Source organism: Clostridium sp. HBUAS56010, assembly GCF_007115105.1.
Classification (GTDB): Bacteria; Bacillota; Clostridia; order Lachnospirales; family Lachnospiraceae; genus Lacrimispora.
The window spans coordinates 1-17,277 of record NZ_SULJ01000009.1 but is presented as its reverse complement, the minus strand read 5'-3'; the positions used below and the strand labels follow the sequence as shown (position 1 = coordinate 17,277).

The 17,277-nt window shown below is 42.4% G+C and carries 18 protein-coding genes and 2 tRNA genes; 17 read left to right on the top strand and 3 right to left on the bottom strand.

The window, feature by feature from the left end; genetic code table 11:
• Window positions 1-5: 5 nt before the first annotated feature.
• Window positions 6-533, bottom strand: a complete 528-nt coding sequence (gene raiA, locus FAY33_RS13850; RefSeq protein WP_143321828.1) for a ribosome-associated translation inhibitor RaiA — start codon at window positions 531-533, stop codon at window positions 6-8.
• A gap of 614 nt (window positions 534-1,147) precedes the next feature.
• Here raiA and secA point away from each other — a divergent pair.
• From secA to FAY33_RS13820, 6 genes are all read left to right on the top strand, one after another.
• Window positions 1,148-3,718, top strand: a complete 2,571-nt coding sequence (gene secA / locus FAY33_RS13845; RefSeq protein ID WP_143321827.1) for a preprotein translocase subunit SecA — start codon at window positions 1,148-1,150, stop codon at window positions 3,716-3,718.
• A gap of 86 nt (window positions 3,719-3,804) precedes the next feature.
• Window positions 3,805-4,939 (top strand): peptide chain release factor 2 gene (gene prfB, locus FAY33_RS13840; protein WP_143321826.1). Its coding sequence is split into 2 segments (ribosomal slippage): window positions 3,805-3,879 and window positions 3,881-4,939, totalling 1,134 coding nucleotides; the frame shifts between segments, so codons are not numbered across the junction.
• 136 nt (window positions 4,940-5,075) lie between these two features.
• Window positions 5,076-5,519: an ACT domain-containing protein gene (locus FAY33_RS13835; protein ID WP_143321825.1), complete on the top strand. Its 444-nt coding sequence runs from the start codon at window positions 5,076-5,078 to the stop codon at window positions 5,517-5,519.
• Window positions 5,520-5,523: 4 nt separating this feature from the next.
• Window positions 5,524-6,738, top strand: a complete 1,215-nt coding sequence (locus tag FAY33_RS13830) for a homoserine dehydrogenase (protein ID WP_143321824.1) — start codon at window positions 5,524-5,526, stop codon at window positions 6,736-6,738.
• A 19-nt stretch (window positions 6,739-6,757) separates the two neighbouring features.
• Window positions 6,758-7,966, top strand: a complete 1,209-nt coding sequence (locus FAY33_RS13825; RefSeq protein ID WP_143321823.1) for an aspartate kinase — start codon at window positions 6,758-6,760, stop codon at window positions 7,964-7,966.
• 13 nt (window positions 7,967-7,979) lie between these two features.
• A complete protein-coding gene (locus tag FAY33_RS13820) occupies window positions 7,980-8,327 on the top strand; it encodes a DUF2752 domain-containing protein (RefSeq protein ID WP_143321822.1) in 348 nt (115 codons plus the stop codon).
• A 2-nt stretch (window positions 8,328-8,329) separates the two neighbouring features.
• Here FAY33_RS13820 and FAY33_RS13815 read toward each other — a convergent pair whose 3' ends face one another.
• Window positions 8,330-8,725 carry a sodium:solute symporter gene (locus FAY33_RS13815; RefSeq protein ID WP_143321821.1) on the bottom strand — a complete coding sequence of 132 codons (396 nt, stop codon included), beginning with the start codon at window positions 8,723-8,725 and terminating at the stop codon, window positions 8,330-8,332.
• Between the two features lie 168 nt (window positions 8,726-8,893).
• Between FAY33_RS13815 and FAY33_RS13810 the strand changes: the two genes are divergently transcribed.
• The 8 genes from FAY33_RS13810 to ispD all read left to right on the top strand — a co-directional run bounded on the left by FAY33_RS13810 (window position 8,894) and on the right by ispD (window position 15,894).
• Window positions 8,894-11,035 carry a Tex family protein gene (locus FAY33_RS13810; RefSeq protein ID WP_143321820.1) on the top strand — a complete coding sequence of 714 codons (2,142 nt, stop codon included), beginning with the start codon at window positions 8,894-8,896 and terminating at the stop codon, window positions 11,033-11,035.
• A gap of 84 nt (window positions 11,036-11,119) precedes the next feature.
• The gene (gene tsaE / locus FAY33_RS13805) at window positions 11,120-11,545 is read left to right on the top strand and encodes a tRNA (adenosine(37)-N6)-threonylcarbamoyltransferase complex ATPase subunit type 1 TsaE (RefSeq protein ID WP_143321819.1); all 426 of its coding nucleotides are present in this window, start codon (window positions 11,120-11,122) and stop codon (window positions 11,543-11,545) included.
• Complete coding sequence (gene tsaB / locus FAY33_RS13800; protein ID WP_143321818.1) at window positions 11,546-12,265, top strand: tRNA (adenosine(37)-N6)-threonylcarbamoyltransferase complex dimerization subunit type 1 TsaB; 720 nt, start codon at window positions 11,546-11,548, stop codon at window positions 12,263-12,265.
• Entirely contained in the window at window positions 12,255-12,689 is a 435-nt protein-coding gene (gene rimI / locus FAY33_RS13795) for a ribosomal protein S18-alanine N-acetyltransferase (RefSeq protein ID WP_143321817.1), read from the top strand. The genes tsaB and rimI overlap by 11 nt, the downstream gene beginning before the upstream one ends.
• A gap of 199 nt (window positions 12,690-12,888) precedes the next feature.
• Window positions 12,889-13,131, top strand: a complete 243-nt coding sequence (locus tag FAY33_RS13790; RefSeq protein ID WP_143321816.1) for a hypothetical protein — start codon at window positions 12,889-12,891, stop codon at window positions 13,129-13,131.
• A gap of 88 nt (window positions 13,132-13,219) precedes the next feature.
• A complete protein-coding gene (locus tag FAY33_RS13785; protein ID WP_143321815.1) occupies window positions 13,220-14,131 on the top strand; it encodes a ribonuclease Z in 912 nt (303 codons plus the stop codon).
• A 10-nt stretch (window positions 14,132-14,141) separates the two neighbouring features.
• On the top strand, window positions 14,142-15,179 hold the full coding sequence (tsaD, locus tag FAY33_RS13780) for a tRNA (adenosine(37)-N6)-threonylcarbamoyltransferase complex transferase subunit TsaD (RefSeq protein ID WP_143321814.1): 1,038 nt from the start codon (window positions 14,142-14,144) through the stop codon (window positions 15,177-15,179).
• Window positions 15,180-15,183: 4 nt separating this feature from the next.
• Window positions 15,184-15,894: a 2-C-methyl-D-erythritol 4-phosphate cytidylyltransferase gene (gene ispD / locus FAY33_RS13775; RefSeq protein WP_143321813.1), complete on the top strand. Its 711-nt coding sequence runs from the start codon at window positions 15,184-15,186 to the stop codon at window positions 15,892-15,894.
• A 28-nt stretch (window positions 15,895-15,922) separates the two neighbouring features.
• Here ispD and FAY33_RS13770 read toward each other — a convergent pair whose 3' ends face one another.
• A complete protein-coding gene (locus FAY33_RS13770) occupies window positions 15,923-16,249 on the bottom strand; it encodes a helix-turn-helix transcriptional regulator (protein WP_143321812.1) in 327 nt (108 codons plus the stop codon).
• Between the two features lie 217 nt (window positions 16,250-16,466).
• On the opposite strand from FAY33_RS13770, the gene FAY33_RS13765 reads away from it, so the two are divergent.
• From FAY33_RS13765 to FAY33_RS13755, 3 genes are all read left to right on the top strand, one after another.
• Window positions 16,467-16,763, top strand: a complete 297-nt coding sequence (locus FAY33_RS13765) for a hypothetical protein (protein ID WP_143321811.1) — start codon at window positions 16,467-16,469, stop codon at window positions 16,761-16,763.
• 177 nt (window positions 16,764-16,940) lie between these two features.
• Window positions 16,941-17,026: transfer RNA gene (locus tag FAY33_RS13760), tRNA-Ser, on the top strand.
• A 42-nt stretch (window positions 17,027-17,068) separates the two neighbouring features.
• A tRNA-Ser gene (locus tag FAY33_RS13755) sits at window positions 17,069-17,157 on the top strand.
• Window positions 17,158-17,277 lie beyond the last annotated feature (120 nt).

Here is a 17,277-nt window from a genome sequence, read left to right as displayed (position 1 = left end):
TTTATTTAGAATTCCGGCTCGATCAGTCCGTAAGAACCGCCTTTTCTTTTATAAACCACGTTGACTTCTTCTGTATCTGCATTTAAGAATACATAAAAGTTATGTCCAAGGAGTTCCATCTGCACACATGCTTCTTCGGAATCCATGGGTTTCACTGCAAATTTCTTTGTCTTAACAATATCAAAGTGATCATCACTTACAAAATCTTCTTCTATAAATGCTTTAGAGAAGGATGGAGCATTCTGTTTCTTATCAATGAGCTTATTTTTATATTTTTTTAACTGCCGTTCCAGAATCTCCTCCACAAGATCAATGGAAACATACATGTCTGTGCTGGACTCTTCGGCCCGGATAATATGTCCTTTCACTGGGATTGTGACTTCAATTTTCTGCAATTCTTTCTGCACGCTGAGTCTTACGGTAGCTTCCGTAGCAGGAGCGAAGAAACGATCTAACTTTCCGAGCTTGTCTTCAACCGCTTCCCGTAATCCTGATGTAACCTCAATATTCTTTCCCGTAATTGTAAAACGCATAAGTCATCAGCTCCTTTTTCTTGAGATGGTTATAGTATAGCATATTTATGAGAATAATTCAATAAGTTAGTAAAATATTAAGATAATTTATGTGAATTTTATGTGAAATGTTTCTTCTTATATTTTATCAATTTATTGAAAAACTATAGATACACATAAAAAAAAGTCAAGGGAAATATGGAATTTTCCGTCGAAAAAGGAAATTTTATGACATCTATACAAAAAAACCACGTTGTTGCATTCGATAAGGGATTATGGGAATATGTGGAGAAATAATGTGGATAATGTGGATAACTCGGTGTATAACTGTTTTTTCCCGATTTTTGGAAGGAAAATCTGGGGATAAAAATGGGGGAAAGATGTACAGGCGGATGTGGATAATGTGGAAAAACAAAAAATCGAACATGTTTTTTGTGCAATATGTCAGGTTACCATAAAAATAATCTGTTTTGCTGTTCTTTGCTGTGGAAAGAAAGGGTGCTTTTGGAAGGATCTGGTCAGATTATTACCAGAATGTTAATTTTTTATGAATTCGTTGAATTAACAGGCACTTAGTGCTACAATATATTAGATTGTATCGTGTATAAGAGATAAGAAGAGTAGGAGAATGAAACATGAACCTCGTTCAGAAAATATTTGGAACTCATAGTGAAAGAGAATTAAAACTGATTAATCCCATTGTGGATAAGATAGAGGCTCTGCGTCCGGCAATGGTTGCTCTTACGGACGAAGAACTGAGGAATAATACAAAGCTTTTCAAGGAACGGCTGGCAGCAGGCGAAACTCTTGATGATGTTTTACCTGAAGCTTTTGCTACGGTCAGAGAAGCAGCACGAAGAGTCCTTAATATGGAACATTTCCGTGTACAGCTCATCGGAGGTGTCGTTCTTCATCAGGGACGTATTGCGGAGATGAAGACTGGTGAAGGTAAAACGCTTGTTTCCACCTGTCCTGCCTATTTGAATGCTCTGGCTGGGAATGGTGTCCAGATTGTAACGGTCAATGACTATTTGGCAAAGCGTGATGCGGAGTGGATGGGCAGAGTTCATGAGTTCTTGGGTCTTACAGTCGGTGTCGTGTTAAACAACATGAATTCAGATGAGAGACGGGACGCTTATAACTGTGATATTACCTATGTAACCAATAACGAGCTGGGATTTGATTATTTAAGAGATAATATGGCCATCTATAAGGAACAGATGGTTTTGAGAAATTTAGATTTCTGTATTATTGATGAGGTTGACTCTGTGCTGATTGATGAAGCCAGAACACCTCTTATTATTTCTGGACAGAGTGGAAAGTCAACCAAGCTTTATGAGGTCTGTGATATACTTGCACGCCAGCTGGAGCGCGGAGAAGCTTCCGGAGAATTTTCCAAGATGGCAGCCATCATGGGAGAAGAGATTGTTGAGACCGGTGATTTTATTGTAGATGAAAAGGATAAAGTCGTAAACTTAACAGAGCAGGGTGTGGAAAAGGTTGAGCAGTTCTTCCATATTGAGAACCTGTCTGACCCGGAGAACTTAGAGATCCAGCATAATATTATTCTTGCCCTCAGAGCCAATAATCTCATGTTTAGGGACAAGGATTATGTGGTAAAAGATGATGAAGTGCTGATTGTTGATGAATTTACCGGACGTATTATGCCGGGAAGACGTTATTCGGATGGACTCCATCAGGCAATTGAAGCAAAGGAACATGTAAATGTCCGCAGAGAAAGCAAGACTCTGGCAACCATTACATTCCAGAACTTCTTTAATAAGTATGGTAAGAAATCAGGTATGACCGGTACTGCTCTTACAGAAGAGAAAGAATTCCGTAATACTTATGGCATGGATGCCATTTCTATTCCGACTAACCGTGTAATTGCCCGTATTGACCGGGAAGACGCTGTATATAAGACTAAGAAAGAGAAGTTTGAAGCGGTCTGCAATGAGGTGGAAGCAGCTCACAAGAAGGGGCAGCCAGTTCTGGTTGGTACGATTACCATTGAAACTTCAGAGATGTTAAGTGGAATGTTAAAACGCCGCGGCATTCCTCATAAAGTCCTTAATGCCAAGTACCATGAGCTTGAGGCAGAGATTGTAGCCGATGCTGGTATTCATAAAGCAGTCACCATCGCAACCAACATGGCTGGGCGTGGTACGGATATTAAGCTTGATGATGAATCAAAAGCAGCCGGAGGTTTGAAGATTATCGGTACAGAACGTCATGAATCCCGCCGTATTGATAACCAGCTCCGTGGTCGTGCCGGCCGTCAGGGAGATCCGGGTGAATCCAGATTTTATATTTCCCTGGAAGATGATTTGATGCGTCTGTTTGGTTCTGAGCGTCTTGTAACCATGTTCAATGCCTTAGGTGTGCCGGAAGGCGAAGAGATCGAGCATAAGATGCTGTCTAATGCCATTGAAAAGGCACAGATGAAGATCGAGACCAATAACTACGGAATCCGTGAAAATCTTCTGAAATATGATGAAGTCATGAATGACCAGAGAGAGGTTATTTACGCAGAGAGAAGAAAAGTATTAGACGGAGACAATATGCGTGACGTAATTTTAAAGATGGTCACAGATATTGTGGAGAATGTAGTAGATCTTTGCGTCAGTGAGGATCAGGCACCGGAAGAATGGGATTTAAATGAGTTAAATACTTTGCTGCTTCCTGTTATTCCTTTAGAACCGGTTACTCTTCCGGAAGATAAGAAGATTAAGAAGAATGAATTAAAGCATAGATTAAAAGAAGAAGCCATTAAGCTTTATGAGTCCAAAGAAGCAGAATTCCCTGAGGCAGAGCAGATTCGTGAGATTGAGCGTGTAATTTTATTAAAAGTGATTGATAATAAATGGATGTCTCATATTGATGATATGGATCAGCTTCGTCAAGGTATCGGTCTTCAGGCTTATGGTCAGAGAGATCCGCTGGTAGAATATAAGATGAGCGGATATCAGATGTTTGAAGAGATGACAGCAGCCATCCGGGAAGAAACGGTAAGAGTTTTATTCCACATCAGAGTGGAGCAGAAGGTAGAGCGGGAAGCTGCTGCCAAGGAGACAGGAACCAACAAGGATGAAAGCGGACCAAAAGCACCAGTCAAAAAGATTGAGGCAAAGGTATATCCCAATGATCCATGTCCTTGCGGTTCTGGTAAAAAGTATAAACAGTGCTGCGGGCGCAAATTAGTATAGTATTTTTATAAAATTGGAGTTCGCATCTGAAAAGGGCGGACCCCAATTTTGTATTTATAAATAATAAAATGAAAGTGGGTGACACAGTGGTAGAATTAGATCAGTACAAATATGAATTATCGACGTTTCAAAAACCATTAGTGGAAGTGAGGGATTCACTTTGACTTAGATAATAAGTTGAAGCGAATTGATGAGCTTGATAAGTCTATGGAGGAACCGGGCTTCTGGGAAGATCCGGAGAAGTCCACCAAGATTGTCCAGCTTGCAAAGAACTTAAAAGATACGGTTCAGGGATACAAAGATCTGGAACAGCAATATGAAGATATTGGTGTAATGATTGAGATGGGTAATGAAGAAAATGACCTGTCTCTGGTTCCGGAAGTTGAACAGATGATGACGGAATTCAAGGATAAGCTGGAAGCTATGCGAATCAGCACACTCTTATCCGGAGAATATGACAGCCATAATGCAATTTTAAAACTCAATGCAGGTGCAGGAGGAACAGAATCCTGTGACTGGTGCGGGATGCTTTACCGTATGTTCTGCCGCTGGGCGGAGAAAAGGGGATTTCAGACCGAAGTGTTAGATTATCTTGATGGAGATGAAGCCGGCATTAAATCGGTAACCATACAGATTAATGGAATCAATGCTTATGGATATTTGAAATCAGAAAAAGGCGTTCATCGTCTGGTTCGTATTTCTCCTTTTAATGCAGCGGGCAAGCGTCAGACCTCTTTTGTTTCCTGCGATGTAATGCCGGACATTGAAGAAGATCTGGATGTGGAGATCAATGAAGAAGAGTTAAGAATTGATACCTACAGATCCAGTGGAGCAGGCGGACAGCACATTAATAAGACTTCCTCTGCAATCCGTATTACCCATCTTCCGACTGGAATCGTGGTACAGTGTCAGAATGAGAGATCTCAGTTCCAGAACAAGGACAAGGCAATGCAGATGTTAAAGGCAAAGCTATATATGCTGAAACAGCAGGAGAATGCGGAGAAGTTATCTGGAATCCGCGGAGATGTAACTGAGATCGGCTGGGGTAACCAGATCCGTTCTTATGTCCTTCAGCCATATACCATGGTGAAAGATCACAGAACCAATGCGGAGACAGGCAATGTCAACAACGTACTAGATGGATCTCTGGATCAATTTATGTACGCATATCTGAGGTGGTTAAGCACTGGAGCAAAAGCCAGTGAGAATACACCTGACTAGATTTTTAGCTAATTATTTGTAAAAATCCAAGAAAATAAATACAAAATGGTTGCATACCAATCATAAATATGATAATATCTTCCCTATGAGCACAGATGTTTTTCTGCTGCGGACACAGAAGGGAAGATATTTTTTTATGGAAGAAAAGAGTAAATATTTTGTGGTAAAGCAGAAAGCGGTACCTGAAGTATTACTAAAGGTTGTTGAAGCAAAAAAACTGTTGGATTCAGAACGTGTTATCACCGTCCAGGAGGCGACTGACCGAGTTGGGATCAGCCGCAGCTCTTTTTATAAATACAAGGATGATATCTTTCCATTTTATGATAATACGAAGGGGAAAACCATAACCCTTGTGATGCAGATGGATGACGAACCTGGTTTGCTGTCCGATCTTCTTCATGTGGTTGCGGTATACCGTGCTAATATTCTTACGATTCACCAGAGCATACCGGTGAATGGAGTTGCCACTTTAACCCTGAGCGTGGAAGTTTTGGATACGACTGGGAATGTGTCAAAGATGGTAGAAGATTTAGAAGAGAAGCATGGAGTTCATTACGTTAAAATTTTAGCCAGGGAGTAGAGAGATGAAAAATGTTGCAGTTATGGGCTATGGGACTATCGGTTCTGGTGTTGTAGAAATATTAGAGAGAAATAAAGATATGATTGCAAAAGCGACGGGTGATACGGTTTTTGTAAAATACGTCCTGGATTTAAGAGAATTTCCAGGCACGTCTGTGGAAGATAAGATTGTCCACGATTTTTCCGTAATTGAGAATGATCCTGAAGTTACGATGGTAATCGAGACAATGGGAGGTTTAAAACCTGCTTACGCATTTGTAAAGGCGAGTCTGGAGGCGGGCAAGCATGTTGCTACATCAAACAAAGCGCTGGTAGCTGCATACGGAACAGAATTGTTAAAGATTGCAAAAGAGCATCATGTGAATTTCCTTTTTGAAGCCAGCGTAGGCGGAGGAATTCCGGTTATTCGTCCTCTGTACACATCTCTTGCAGGAGAAGTGATTGAGGAGATTACAGGAATCCTCAATGGAACGACCAACTACATATTGACAAAGATGGATAAACAGGGAGATACGTTTGAGAATGCTTTAAAAGAAGCTCAGGATTTAGGATATGCGGAACGAAATCCCGAAGCAGACGTAGAAGGACATGATACCTGTAGGAAAATTGCCATTCTTACAGCCATGGCAGCGGGACACCAGGTGAACTACGAGCATATTTATACAGAAGGGATAACAAAAATAACGGATGTGGATTTTTCCTATGCAGAAAGCCTTGGAACCTCCATTAAACTTCTGGGTTCAAGCCGGATTAAAGATGGTATTGCACATGCCTTTGTTGCACCGGTTATGATCGGGAAGGATCATCCGCTTTATTCCGTCAATGATGTCTATAATGGCATTTTGGTAAAAGGTAATATGTTAGGAACTTCCATGTTTTATGGCAGCGGAGCAGGAAAGCTTCCTACTGCCAGTGCAGTGATTGCAGATATTGTGGAAGCCCTTAAGAATGAAACTACTCATGTAGAACTTGGCTGGGATAAAGAAAGTCTTGCCATTGCTCCTATGGATACTATGGTTTTCCGCTATTTTGTACGGGTTAAGGGAATTGCAGCAAAACGGCTGAAAGAAGTAGAGTCTGTATTTGGCGAAGTGGAAGGCATTGAGCTGGATCACATGGATGAGTTTGCATTCTTAACAGAAGCGATGTCAGAACAGGAATATAAAAGAAAAGCGAACGAACTGTCAGGCATCAGACAGTGCATCCGCGCAGAATTCTAATTTTCGCCAGGAGGCAGCAATGTTAGTAGTAAAGAAATTTGGCGGCAGCTCCGTCGCAGACAAAGAAAAGATATTCAACGTGGCAAAGCGATGTATAGAGGAGTATGAAAAAGGCAATCAGGTAATTGTGGTCCTGTCTGCGATGGGTAAGACGACAGACGGTCTGATCGCCAAGGCCTATGAGATGAATCCCAATCCCCCAAAGAGAGAACTGGATATGCTTCTGGCAACCGGAGAGCAGGTTAGTGTGGCACTTATGTCCATGGCATTCCATTCTTTGGGAGTACCGGCGGTTTCTTTGAATGCGGCACAGGTAGCCATGCACACAACCTCCGCATATGGCACTGCCAAATTAAAACGGATTGACACAGAACGTATCCGGCATGAACTGGATTCCAGAAAGATTGTAGTTATCACCGGATTTCAGGGAGTCAACAAGTACGATGACTTAACTACCCTTGGCAGGGGTGGATCCGATACAACCGCAGTTGCACTTGCAGCCGCGCTTCATGCAGACGCATGCGAGATCTATACGGACGTGGATGGTGTATACACAGCAGATCCCAGAGTGGTGCCAGATGCAAGGAAACTTCCGGAAGTTTCCTATGATGAGATGCTGGAATTTGCCTCTTTAGGAGCCAAAGTCCTCCATAACCGTTCTGTGGAAATGGCAAAACGATATGGTGTACAATTAGTAGTCCGGTCAAGTCTGACAAGAGAGGAAGGTACTGTGGTCAAGGAGGAAGCAAAGATGGAGAGAATGCTGGTCAGCGGTGTGGCAGCAGATAAGAATGTAGCCCGTATATCTGTTATTGGTGTAAACAACATGCCTGGAGTTGCATTTAAGATCTTTAATCTGCTGGCAAAGCATAACATAAACGTGGATATTATCATACAGTCAATTGGACGGGAGGAAAGAAAAGACATTTCCTTTACCGTTGCCAAGACAGATTTGCAGGAAGCATTAGAACTGTTAAGAGATCAAAAAGAAGTGTTCTCTGCCCAGGATGTAACCAGTGAAGAGGGAGTGGCGAAGATTTCCATCATCGGTGCAGGTATGTCCAGCAATCCGGGAGTAGCAGCCAAGATGTTTGAAGCTCTTTCCAATGCGAATGTGAATATTAAGATGATTGCAACTTCTGAGATTCGGATAACGGTTTTGATTGATGAAGCAGATGTGGAACGTTCTATGAGAACGGTTCATGATGCCTTTGATCTGGCAGATTAGACAGGTGAATGTTATGAATTGGTTAAAAGAAATACTGGGAATTGGAAAGCCATGCGTGTTCAACCGCTTAACCGGACTATACTGTCCTGGCTGCGGCGGAACACGGGCTGTCCGTTCCCTTTTAAGAGGGGACCTGTGGATGAGTTTTCAGTATCATCCACTGGTCCTTTATACTGTTTGTGTGTTCCTATGTGAAATCGTCCTTCGCTTTATATCAAAGAAATTTTCACGTCCCATGGACCACAACAAAAGAGTTCGTTTTTTTATTCTGGCAGGGGCTGCCATTGTAGTAGTGAACTGGATTTTTAAAAACTATATGTTGGTAGTAAAAGGCGTGGATCTGCTTCCTGTTTTAAAATAATCTTATTCGCCAGGAGCTTTAGGAGGCATAAGTGCCTGAGTGGCAGTTTCAATGGTATCTCTGAAATACTGCCCCAGCGGAGAGTTTGAATCCATGGTGTCGTAAACAAAGATAACAAATAATGCCATGAGTATTCCGCAGACAAAAGCGATGACAGAAAGGATCAGACCAAGCTGTGCCTGCTGAGTAAAAGGTTTCCCTCGTTTGGACAGTACTGCACATATAATTCCTCCAAGACCGAAAAAAAGTCCTGCTGGAAGATTCCAGATACTAAATAAAGGAAGGCAGCCGCTCACCAGTCCAAGACCACCCAGGAAAACAGACCAATAGGCCAGAAAGGAACCTGCCGGCGGTAATTGAGGCAGCATCCCGTTATTGCTTTTGTTATGATCTTCCATTTGTATTTATACCTCGTTTGCGTATTTTCAAAAGCAAAGAGCGCATTCTCTTGCATTGTATGATTGTAGCACGAAACCGACTGCATGTCCAGACAGGTCTTGCAAACCAAAGACTGATGAATTATAATAATAAAATTAAATGAACTATTAAAAAGCAAGGGGAATAGCATGGATATCATAAAAGTATTGCAGGAAGAACTTTCCATTGGAAGGAACCAGGTAGAAGCCACGGTTAAGCTGATTGATGAGGGGAATACCATTCCCTTTATTGCCAGATACAGGAAGGAAGTTACCGGTTCTTTAAATGATGAGGTACTTCGGGATCTGGATGAGCGTCTTCGTTATCTCAGGAATCTTGAGGAGAGGAAGCAGCAGGTGATCTCCTCCATCCGGGACCAGGAAAAATTGACGAAAGAGCTGGAGGTAAGGATCAACGAAGCCCCGACTCTGGTAGCCGTAGAGGATTTATACCGTCCGTATAAGCAAAAGAGAAGGACCCGTGCCACCATAGCAAAGGAAAAAGGTCTGGAACCATTTGCAGATTATATTCTTCTTCAAATGGCAGATTCCCCTTTAATAAAAGAAGCTGGCCGGTATGTCTCAGAAGAAAAGGGAGTGAATTCTCCAGAAGAAGCCATTGATGGTGCAAAGGATATTCTGGCAGAGCGGCTTTCTGACCAGGCAGATTTCCGTACCTATATCCGCAATGCCACATTGAGTCAGGGGCTTCTCCAGTCTCAGGCAAAGGATGAGAAGACAGAATCTGTTTATGAGATGTATTACAATTATGAAGAGACATTAAAAAAGACAGCAGGACACAGAATTCTTGCCATAAACCGCGGGGAAAAAGAAAAGCTTCTTACCGTAAAGATTACAGCTCCCATAGAACAGATTATCCGATATCTGGAAAAACAGGTTATTGTAAGGGACAATCCCTACACAACACCTGTACTTCAAGAGGTAGTTGAAGACAGTTACGGGCGTCTCATTGCTCCTGCAATCGAGCGGGAAGTGAGAAGTGAACTGACGGAAAAGGCAGAAGAGAGTGCCATTAAAGTCTTTGGAAAGAACCTGGAGCAGCTTTTGATGCAGCCTCCTATAGTCGGACGTGTAGTTCTTGGCTGGGACCCTGCATTTCGGACAGGCTGTAAGCTGGCAGTCGTGGATGAGACAGGAAAAGTTCTTGATACCGTGGTCATTTATCCCACTGCTCCGCAGAATAAAGTGGAAGAAGCAAAAGAAACGGTCAAAAAGCTTATTAAAAAGTATCACATTTCCTTGATTTCTGTAGGAAATGGAACAGCCTCCAGAGAATCAGAGGCGGTAATCGTGGAATTATTAAAAGAAATTCCGGAGCAGGTTCAGTATATTATTGTGAATGAAGCAGGGGCTTCTGTCTATTCCGCCAGTAAGCTGGCTACAGAGGAATTTCCTAATTTTGACGTTGGTCAGCGGAGTGCAGCTTCCATTGCCCGAAGACTTCAGGACCCTCTTGCAGAACTGGTCAAGATTGATCCAAAGTCCATCGGTGTAGGTCAATACCAGCATGATATGAACCAGAAGCGTTTAAGTGAGGCACTCCAGGCTGTAGTTGAGGATTGTGTAAATAAAGTCGGAGTGGATTTAAACACTGCCTCCGCTTCCCTTTTGGAATATATATCCGGCATCTCAAAGCCGATTGCAAAGAACATTGTCTTATACCGGGAGGCGAATGGTGCTTTTTTAAGCAGAAGCCAGCTATTGAAAGTTTCCAAACTGGGTCCCAAAGCATATGAACAGTGTGCCGGATTCATGAGAATTCAGGGAGGAAAGAATCCTCTGGATCAGACCAGTGTTCATCCGGAATCTTATGAAGCGGCAAAAAAGCTTCTAAAGAAACTGGGCTATGAGCCATCGGAACTTACACGTGGCGGTCTAAGTGGATTAGGTAAGAAGATTCCTGATTATAAAAAGCTTGCTTCTGAACTGGAGATCGGTGAGATCACCCTTCGGGATATTGCAAAAGAGTTGGAAAAGCCTGCGAGAGATCCCCGTGATGAGATGCCAAAACCCATTCTCCGGACTGATGTTATGGATATGAAAGATTTAAAACCAGGTATGGTACTGAAAGGAACGGTAAGGAATGTCATTGATTTTGGTGCATTCGTAGATATCGGTGTCCATCAGGACGGCCTTGTCCACATTTCCCAGATATCAGACAAATTCATCAAGCACCCATTGGAAGCAGTAAGTGTAGGAGATATTGTTGAGGTGAAAGTCATAAGCGTAGATCTTCCCAAGAAACGGATTGCGCTGACAATGAAATTCTGATCTTTTACCGGATATTTGAAACAGGCATTAATTTCACTAATAATTAAAGAAGCTGCCTCTTTGGAGGCGAAAGAGGATATAATTATGGTAATAGATAGCTGGAAACCAGAAGAGACGTTTGAACTGGGGAAGAAACTGGGAGAGGCGGCAGATCAATCCTCGGTTTATTGTTTAAACGGGGATCTTGGGGTTGGAAAAACGGTTTTTACACAGGGATTTGCAGCAGGGCTTGGAATTACAGAACCTGTAAACAGCCCTACGTTTACAATCGTCCAGCAGTATGATGACGGGCGTTTGCCGTTTTATCATTTTGATGTCTACCGGATCGGCGATGTAAGCGAAATGGATGAGATTGGATATGAAGACTGTTTTTATGGAGAAGGGGTAACATTAATTGAATGGTCTGAGCTGATCCGGGAGATTCTTCCTGATCATGTGATTACGGTGACCATTGAAAAAGATATGGAAAAAGGGTTTGATTACAGAAAAATAACCGTGGAGGGAATGTAAATGAATATACTTGGAATCGAAAGCTCATCGCTGGTAGCCTCTGTTGCCCTTATAACAGATCAGATGCTCATCGCTGAATATACAGTCAATTTTAAAAAGACCCATTCCCAGACACTTCTTCCCATGCTTGATGAGATTGTTTCCATGGTAGAATTTGATTTGGAAACGGTTGATGCCATTGCAGTATCCGCAGGTCCTGGCTCTTTTACCGGTCTGAGGATTGGTTCTGCCACGGGAAAAGGGCTTGGACTTGCACTTCATAAGCCGTTGGTTTCGGTACCTACCACAGACGCAATGGCATATAATTTATACGGATATTCCGGTCTGGTATGTCCCATTATGGATGCCAGAAGAAATCAGGTATATACAGGAATCTATAACAATAAAAGCGGATTTTCCGTGGAAAAAGAATCCTGTGCCATGGATATTTCCGATCTGATCAGAGAATTAAATGAAACAGGAGAGAAGATAATCTTTTTGGGAGATGGAGTTCCTGTATACAAAGAGCAGATAAAGAAGGAGATGGCTGTTCCATATTCCTTTGCACCTGCCCATTTAAACAGACAGAAAGCATCTTCTGTTGCAGCTCTTGGAAGTCTGTATTATGAAGAAGGAAAAACGGTAAGTGCAGCCGACCACGGACCTGATTATCTGAGAAAACCGCAGGCAGAGCGTGAGCGGGAAGAGCAGGCTTTAAAAGGGGAAACGAATGGTCTGTAAGATGGAAGAGAATCATGTTTCTTTTATTTCCCATGCAGAACAGGTCTGTTTCAGCGATCCCTGGTCTTTTCATACCATAAAAGAAGGACTTACCAGTGAGCTGGATACCTGGTTTGTGCTTACCGGGGATGGTATTTTGAAGGGGTACTGTGTGCTGCGGATCATTGCAGGGGAAGGAGAACTTTTAAGGATTGCACTTCTTCCCCAGTTTAGGGGGCTCGGACTATCAAAGAAACTTATGGACCGGGTGGTGGATTATTCCAGAGAAAAGTCCGCACAGTCCTTGTTTTTAGAGGTGCGTGAAAGCAATAAAAGTGCCAGAAACCTATATAGATCCTATGGTTTCACCGAAGCTGGAATTCGAAAAGATTATTACCATAATCCGAGTGAAAATGCCCTCGTCATGCAGTACGCCGTGATTTGAAACATTTACCACTAAAAATAAGTCATAACACCGTTTATAATGTAGGGGTATCCAGTTGGGATGCCCTTTTTTCTATCCTCCGTTCTAGCGGTGCAGAAAATGGGCGGATCTGGGACGTGCGAAAAAGGGAAGCCAAAAAGGCATACCAATATGCCCGGTATGAAAACAGCGGGCGGGAAAAAGGAAAGGTGAGAGTAAGATGAGAAAGTACAAAAACGGCGGTCAGCTTGAAACAGTTGTTTGCAATTGCTGCGGCAAAAAAATTATTGTATCGGAAGGCATTGCCAGAGAAGGAGTGATCAGCATCAATCATAGCTGGGATTTCTTTTCAGAAAAAGATGGGGAGATCCATCACTTTGACTTGTGTGAAGATTGTTATGACGCCTTGATTATGGAATTTAAAATACCAGTAGAAGTAGAAGAACAACTGGAATATTTATAGTTGCTAATTGCCTCTGCTTTGTGATATGATTTTATGAGGCGGTTTTTTGACCGCCATTCATTGATTGAAGCAAAAGCGAGGAAATTTTATGTTGGATATATGTTTGCTGGGAACCGGAGGAATGATGCCCTTACCATATCGCTGGCTGACAGCCATGATGGCAAGGTGTGACGGCAGCAGTCTTCTCATTGACTGCGGCGAAGGGACCCAGATTGCGTTAAAGGAAAAAGGCTGGAGCCCGAAGCCCATTGATGTCATCTGCTTTACTCATTATCATGCGGATCATATCAGCGGATTGCCGGGACTTTTATTAACCATGGGCAATGCCGAACGGACGGAACCCCTTACGCTCATTGGACCAAAAGGATTGGAACGGGTCGTTGGAGCGCTAAGGGTCATAGCACCGGAGCTTCCATTTGAATTAAAATTTATAGAACTGTCTGAGAACCGGGAACAGTTAAAGATCGGACCTTATGTGATTGATGCGTATCGTGTGAACCATAATGTGGTTTGCTATGGTTATTCTATTTCCATTCCAAGGACAGGCCGTTTTGATGTTGACCGTGCAAAAGAGTCCCAAATTCCGCAAAAGTTCTGGAACCGCCTTCAAAAAGGAGAGACCATTGCTGACGGAGAGAGAACATTAACTCCTGATATGGTATTAGGACCGGCAAGACGGGGAATTAAAGTGACTTACTGTACGGATACAAGACCAGTTCCTGTGATTGCAGAATATGCAAAAGATGCAGACCTTTTTATCTGTGAAGGAATGTATGGGGAAGAAGGAAAAGAAGCAAAAGCCAGAGAATACAGACATATGACATTCTATGAAGCTGCCAGACTGGCAAAAGAAGCACAGCCAAAACAGATGTGGCTGACTCATTACAGCCCCTCCCTTACCAGACCAGAAGAATTCATGGATAAAGTCAGAGACATTTTCCCGCGGGCAAAAGCGGCAAAAGATGCCTGGACAGCAGAGCTGGAATTTGATGAGGAATGAGGGAATGGCAATGAAAAAGAATGATACAGAGGAAGATGTATATATACTGGCAATTGAAAGTTCCTGCGATGAGACGGCAGCTTCTGTCGTGAAGAATGGGCGGGAGATACTTTCTAATGTAATATCCTCCCAGATTGCCCTTCACACATTATATGGAGGTGTAGTTCCGGAGATTGCATCAAGAAAACATATAGAAAAGATCAATCAGGTAATCGAAGCAGCTCTTTTGGAATCCGGTAAGCCGCTTTCTGAGATGGATGCCATCGGAGTCACTTACGGACCAGGGCTTGTAGGAGCACTTCTTGTTGGAGTGGCAGAAGCAAAAGCCATTGCTTATGCAGCAAAGAAGCCTTTAGTAGGTGTTCATCATATTGAAGGACATGTATCTGCCAATTTTATTGAACATCCGGATCTGGAACCTCCTTTTCTTTGCCTGATCGTATCAGGCGGTCATACCCATCTGGTCATTGTAAAGGATTATGGTGAGTTTGAGATTTTAGGACGTACCAGAGATGATGCCGCCGGAGAAGCCTTTGATAAGGTTGCAAGGGCGGTAGGTCTTGGCTATCCTGGCGGTCCAAAGATTGATAAAGCGGCAAAAGAAGGGAATCCTGATGCAATAAAGTTTCCAAGGGCAAAGGTAGAAGGCAATGTTTACGATTTCAGTTTCAGCGGTTTAAAGTCAGCAGTATTAAACCATATCAATCATGCTCACATGATGGGAATGGAAATCCATGTACCAGATTTGGCAGCTTCTTTCCAGAATGCGGTTGTGGATGTTCTGGTAAGCCATACGATACAGGCTGCCAGAGAATATGGTTTTAAAAAGGTTGCAATCGCTGGAGGTGTTGCGTCAAATTCTGCACTCAGACAGGGAATGAAAAATGCCTGTGAAAAAGAAGGTATCTCCTTCTATTATCCATCCCCCATATACTGTACTGATAATGCAGCCATGATAGGAACAGCCGCTTATTATGAATATAAAAAAGGTTCAAGAGCTGGCTGGGACTTAAATGCAGTTCCTAATTTGAAACTGGGAGAAAGGTAAGGCAATGACTGGTAGAACAGCCGCTGTCATACTGGCAGCAGGAAAAGGCACCCGAATGGGAAGTTCCATTCACAAGCAATACATGGAACTCCTGGATAAACCTATGCTTTACTATGCGCTGAAGGCATTTGAAACCAGTTCAGTTGATGAGATCGTTCTCGTTACAGGCTGCGGTGAGATTCCCTATTGTCAGAAGGAAATTGTGAAAAGATACGGTTTTACTAAGGTAAAGGCTGTGACAGAGGGCGGAATAGAGCGTTATCATTCCGTATATGAAGGACTAAAGATGGTCTCTGACTGTGATTATGTGTTAATTCATGACGGGGCCAGACCCTGTATTACCAGTGAAATAATACAAAGAGCGTTGGAAGGTGCAGAAAAATACAAGGCCTGTGTCACCGGAATGCCGGCAAAGGATACCATTAAAGTGTCAGATGAAGAGGGATTTGCATCCCACACTCCAGACAGGAATTATCTCTGGCTGGTTCAGACTCCCCAGGCTTTTGAATACAGCCTGGTATTTCAAGCGTATGAGAGTCTCCTTTCGACTGAGAGTCATCGAAAGGGAGTAACAGATGATGCTATGGTTGTGGAAGCCATGACCAGAGAAAAGGTAAAGCTGATTCCAGGAGATTACAGTAATATAAAGGTTACCACTCCGGAAGACCTGGATATTGCAGAGGTACTATTAAAGAGAATCTACGGAATGAAATAAAAGGAATGCTGTAACCACAGCTTCCTTTTTATTTTTTGCCCGTTGATTTTAAAAGGTCTTTGACAATCAGATGGATGTGCTCAAGTTGTTCCCGGTTTAAGTGCTGGGCATCTTCTGTCAGTTCTTTTAATTTAACAGGGCTGTTTATATTACGGGAGAAAAAATCAGCAGGCTCAATATCCAGGTATTCGCATATATAGAAAAAGCCCATCATAGATGGAAGAGCGATTCCATTTTCTATTTTGTGGATATAGGTGGGGTTCTGTCCCAGGGACAAACTCATATCCCGGGCGGACACACCTTTTTCAGTTCTTAGCTCCGAAAGCCGTTTGGAAAAATTGAAATCAATATACATAGGCAGCTCCTTCTGTTTCCATAGTATTGCATTAAATGAAATATGTGTAGCAAATAATGCAATCCATCTCTTGACATGTTGCATACGTTACAATATTATTAGTTATATAAAGTATTTAATGTATAACCAGGCAATAAAACCATTCCAGGGGATTCCGTGGTTATTCTCTATCATTCACTGCATTATTACAGGAAGAGAAAGGAAGAAGGTACGTCAGATGAATATGGGAGAAAAGAAGGAAAAGGATGGTCAGACCTGTGAGACCGGACTTTTAGAACGAATTGCAGCAGAATCTGGTTGTATGTACCTGTCTGATTTAAGGAAATATGTATTTACAGAAGAATTCCTGTCATCAATTAATCAGATTCAGGCAGGGGAGTACCCTGTTAAAATATGGAGAGACGCATTTTATTATATAACAGGAAATGATGAAGCATTTTACTCATCAGAGGAAGCAAAACAACAGATTCTACGTTATATTAAGGGTAAAAAAATTAATTTGAAAAAATTGTAAATATATGTTGACAGAACCAATAAACAATGATAAACTATCCAAGTTGCTTCTGATGACGGCAACAACAAATACAAAGCTCCAATGAACTGATAATAAAGTTCTCCAAGAGATTTGGAAATAATAGAAAAAAGTGCTTGACAAAAGTACAAACTTCTATTAAAATGTAAAAGCGCATTTGGAGAGGTATCGAAGTGGTCATAACGAGGCGGTCTTGAAAACCGTTTGTCCGCAAGGGCGCGTGGGTTCGAATCCCACCCTCTCCGTTGGCAGGTTTTAGCCGCTATATAATAAAGAATCAGCTAACTGCAGAAGTACCCAAGTGGCTGAAGGGGCTCCCCTGGAAAGGGAGTAGGCCGTTAGTAGCGGCGCGAGGGTTCAAATCCCTCCTTCTGCGTCAGTATTTGATTAAGACAAGCTTTTACTCAGATGCAAAGCACTTTGAAAACAGAAGATTGAACAGTATGTAAAACCCTGAAAATTCTAAAAAATCAGTCATGTTTGATGACTGTGAATG

Bases quoted from the DNA above. Each gene is read 5' to 3' on its own strand.
- raiA (WP_143321828.1), bottom strand. From the start codon at position 533: ATGCGTTTTACAATTACGGGAAAGAATATTGAGGTTACATCAGGATTA.
- secA (WP_143321827.1), top strand. From the start codon at position 1,148: ATGAACCTCGTTCAGAAAATATTTGGAACTCATAGTGAAAGAGAATTA.
- FAY33_RS13835 (WP_143321825.1), top strand. From the start codon at position 5,076: ATGGAAGAAAAGAGTAAATATTTTGTGGTAAAGCAGAAAGCGGTACCT.
- FAY33_RS13830 (WP_143321824.1), top strand. From the start codon at position 5,524: ATGAAAAATGTTGCAGTTATGGGCTATGGGACTATCGGTTCTGGTGTT.
- FAY33_RS13825 (WP_143321823.1), top strand. From the start codon at position 6,758: ATGTTAGTAGTAAAGAAATTTGGCGGCAGCTCCGTCGCAGACAAAGAA.
- FAY33_RS13820 (WP_143321822.1), top strand. From the start codon at position 7,980: ATGAATTGGTTAAAAGAAATACTGGGAATTGGAAAGCCATGCGTGTTC.
- FAY33_RS13815 (WP_143321821.1), bottom strand. From the start codon at position 8,725: ATGGAAGATCATAACAAAAGCAATAACGGGATGCTGCCTCAATTACCG.
- FAY33_RS13810 (WP_143321820.1), top strand. From the start codon at position 8,894: ATGGATATCATAAAAGTATTGCAGGAAGAACTTTCCATTGGAAGGAAC.
- tsaE (WP_143321819.1), top strand. From the start codon at position 11,120: ATGGTAATAGATAGCTGGAAACCAGAAGAGACGTTTGAACTGGGGAAG.
- tsaB (WP_143321818.1), top strand. From the start codon at position 11,546: ATGAATATACTTGGAATCGAAAGCTCATCGCTGGTAGCCTCTGTTGCC.
- rimI (WP_143321817.1), top strand. From the start codon at position 12,255: ATGGTCTGTAAGATGGAAGAGAATCATGTTTCTTTTATTTCCCATGCA.
- FAY33_RS13790 (WP_143321816.1), top strand. From the start codon at position 12,889: ATGAGAAAGTACAAAAACGGCGGTCAGCTTGAAACAGTTGTTTGCAAT.
- FAY33_RS13785 (WP_143321815.1), top strand. From the start codon at position 13,220: ATGTTGGATATATGTTTGCTGGGAACCGGAGGAATGATGCCCTTACCA.
- tsaD (WP_143321814.1), top strand. From the start codon at position 14,142: ATGAAAAAGAATGATACAGAGGAAGATGTATATATACTGGCAATTGAA.
- ispD (WP_143321813.1), top strand. From the start codon at position 15,184: ATGACTGGTAGAACAGCCGCTGTCATACTGGCAGCAGGAAAAGGCACC.
- FAY33_RS13770 (WP_143321812.1), bottom strand. From the start codon at position 16,249: ATGTATATTGATTTCAATTTTTCCAAACGGCTTTCGGAGCTAAGAACT.
- FAY33_RS13765 (WP_143321811.1), top strand. From the start codon at position 16,467: ATGAATATGGGAGAAAAGAAGGAAAAGGATGGTCAGACCTGTGAGACC.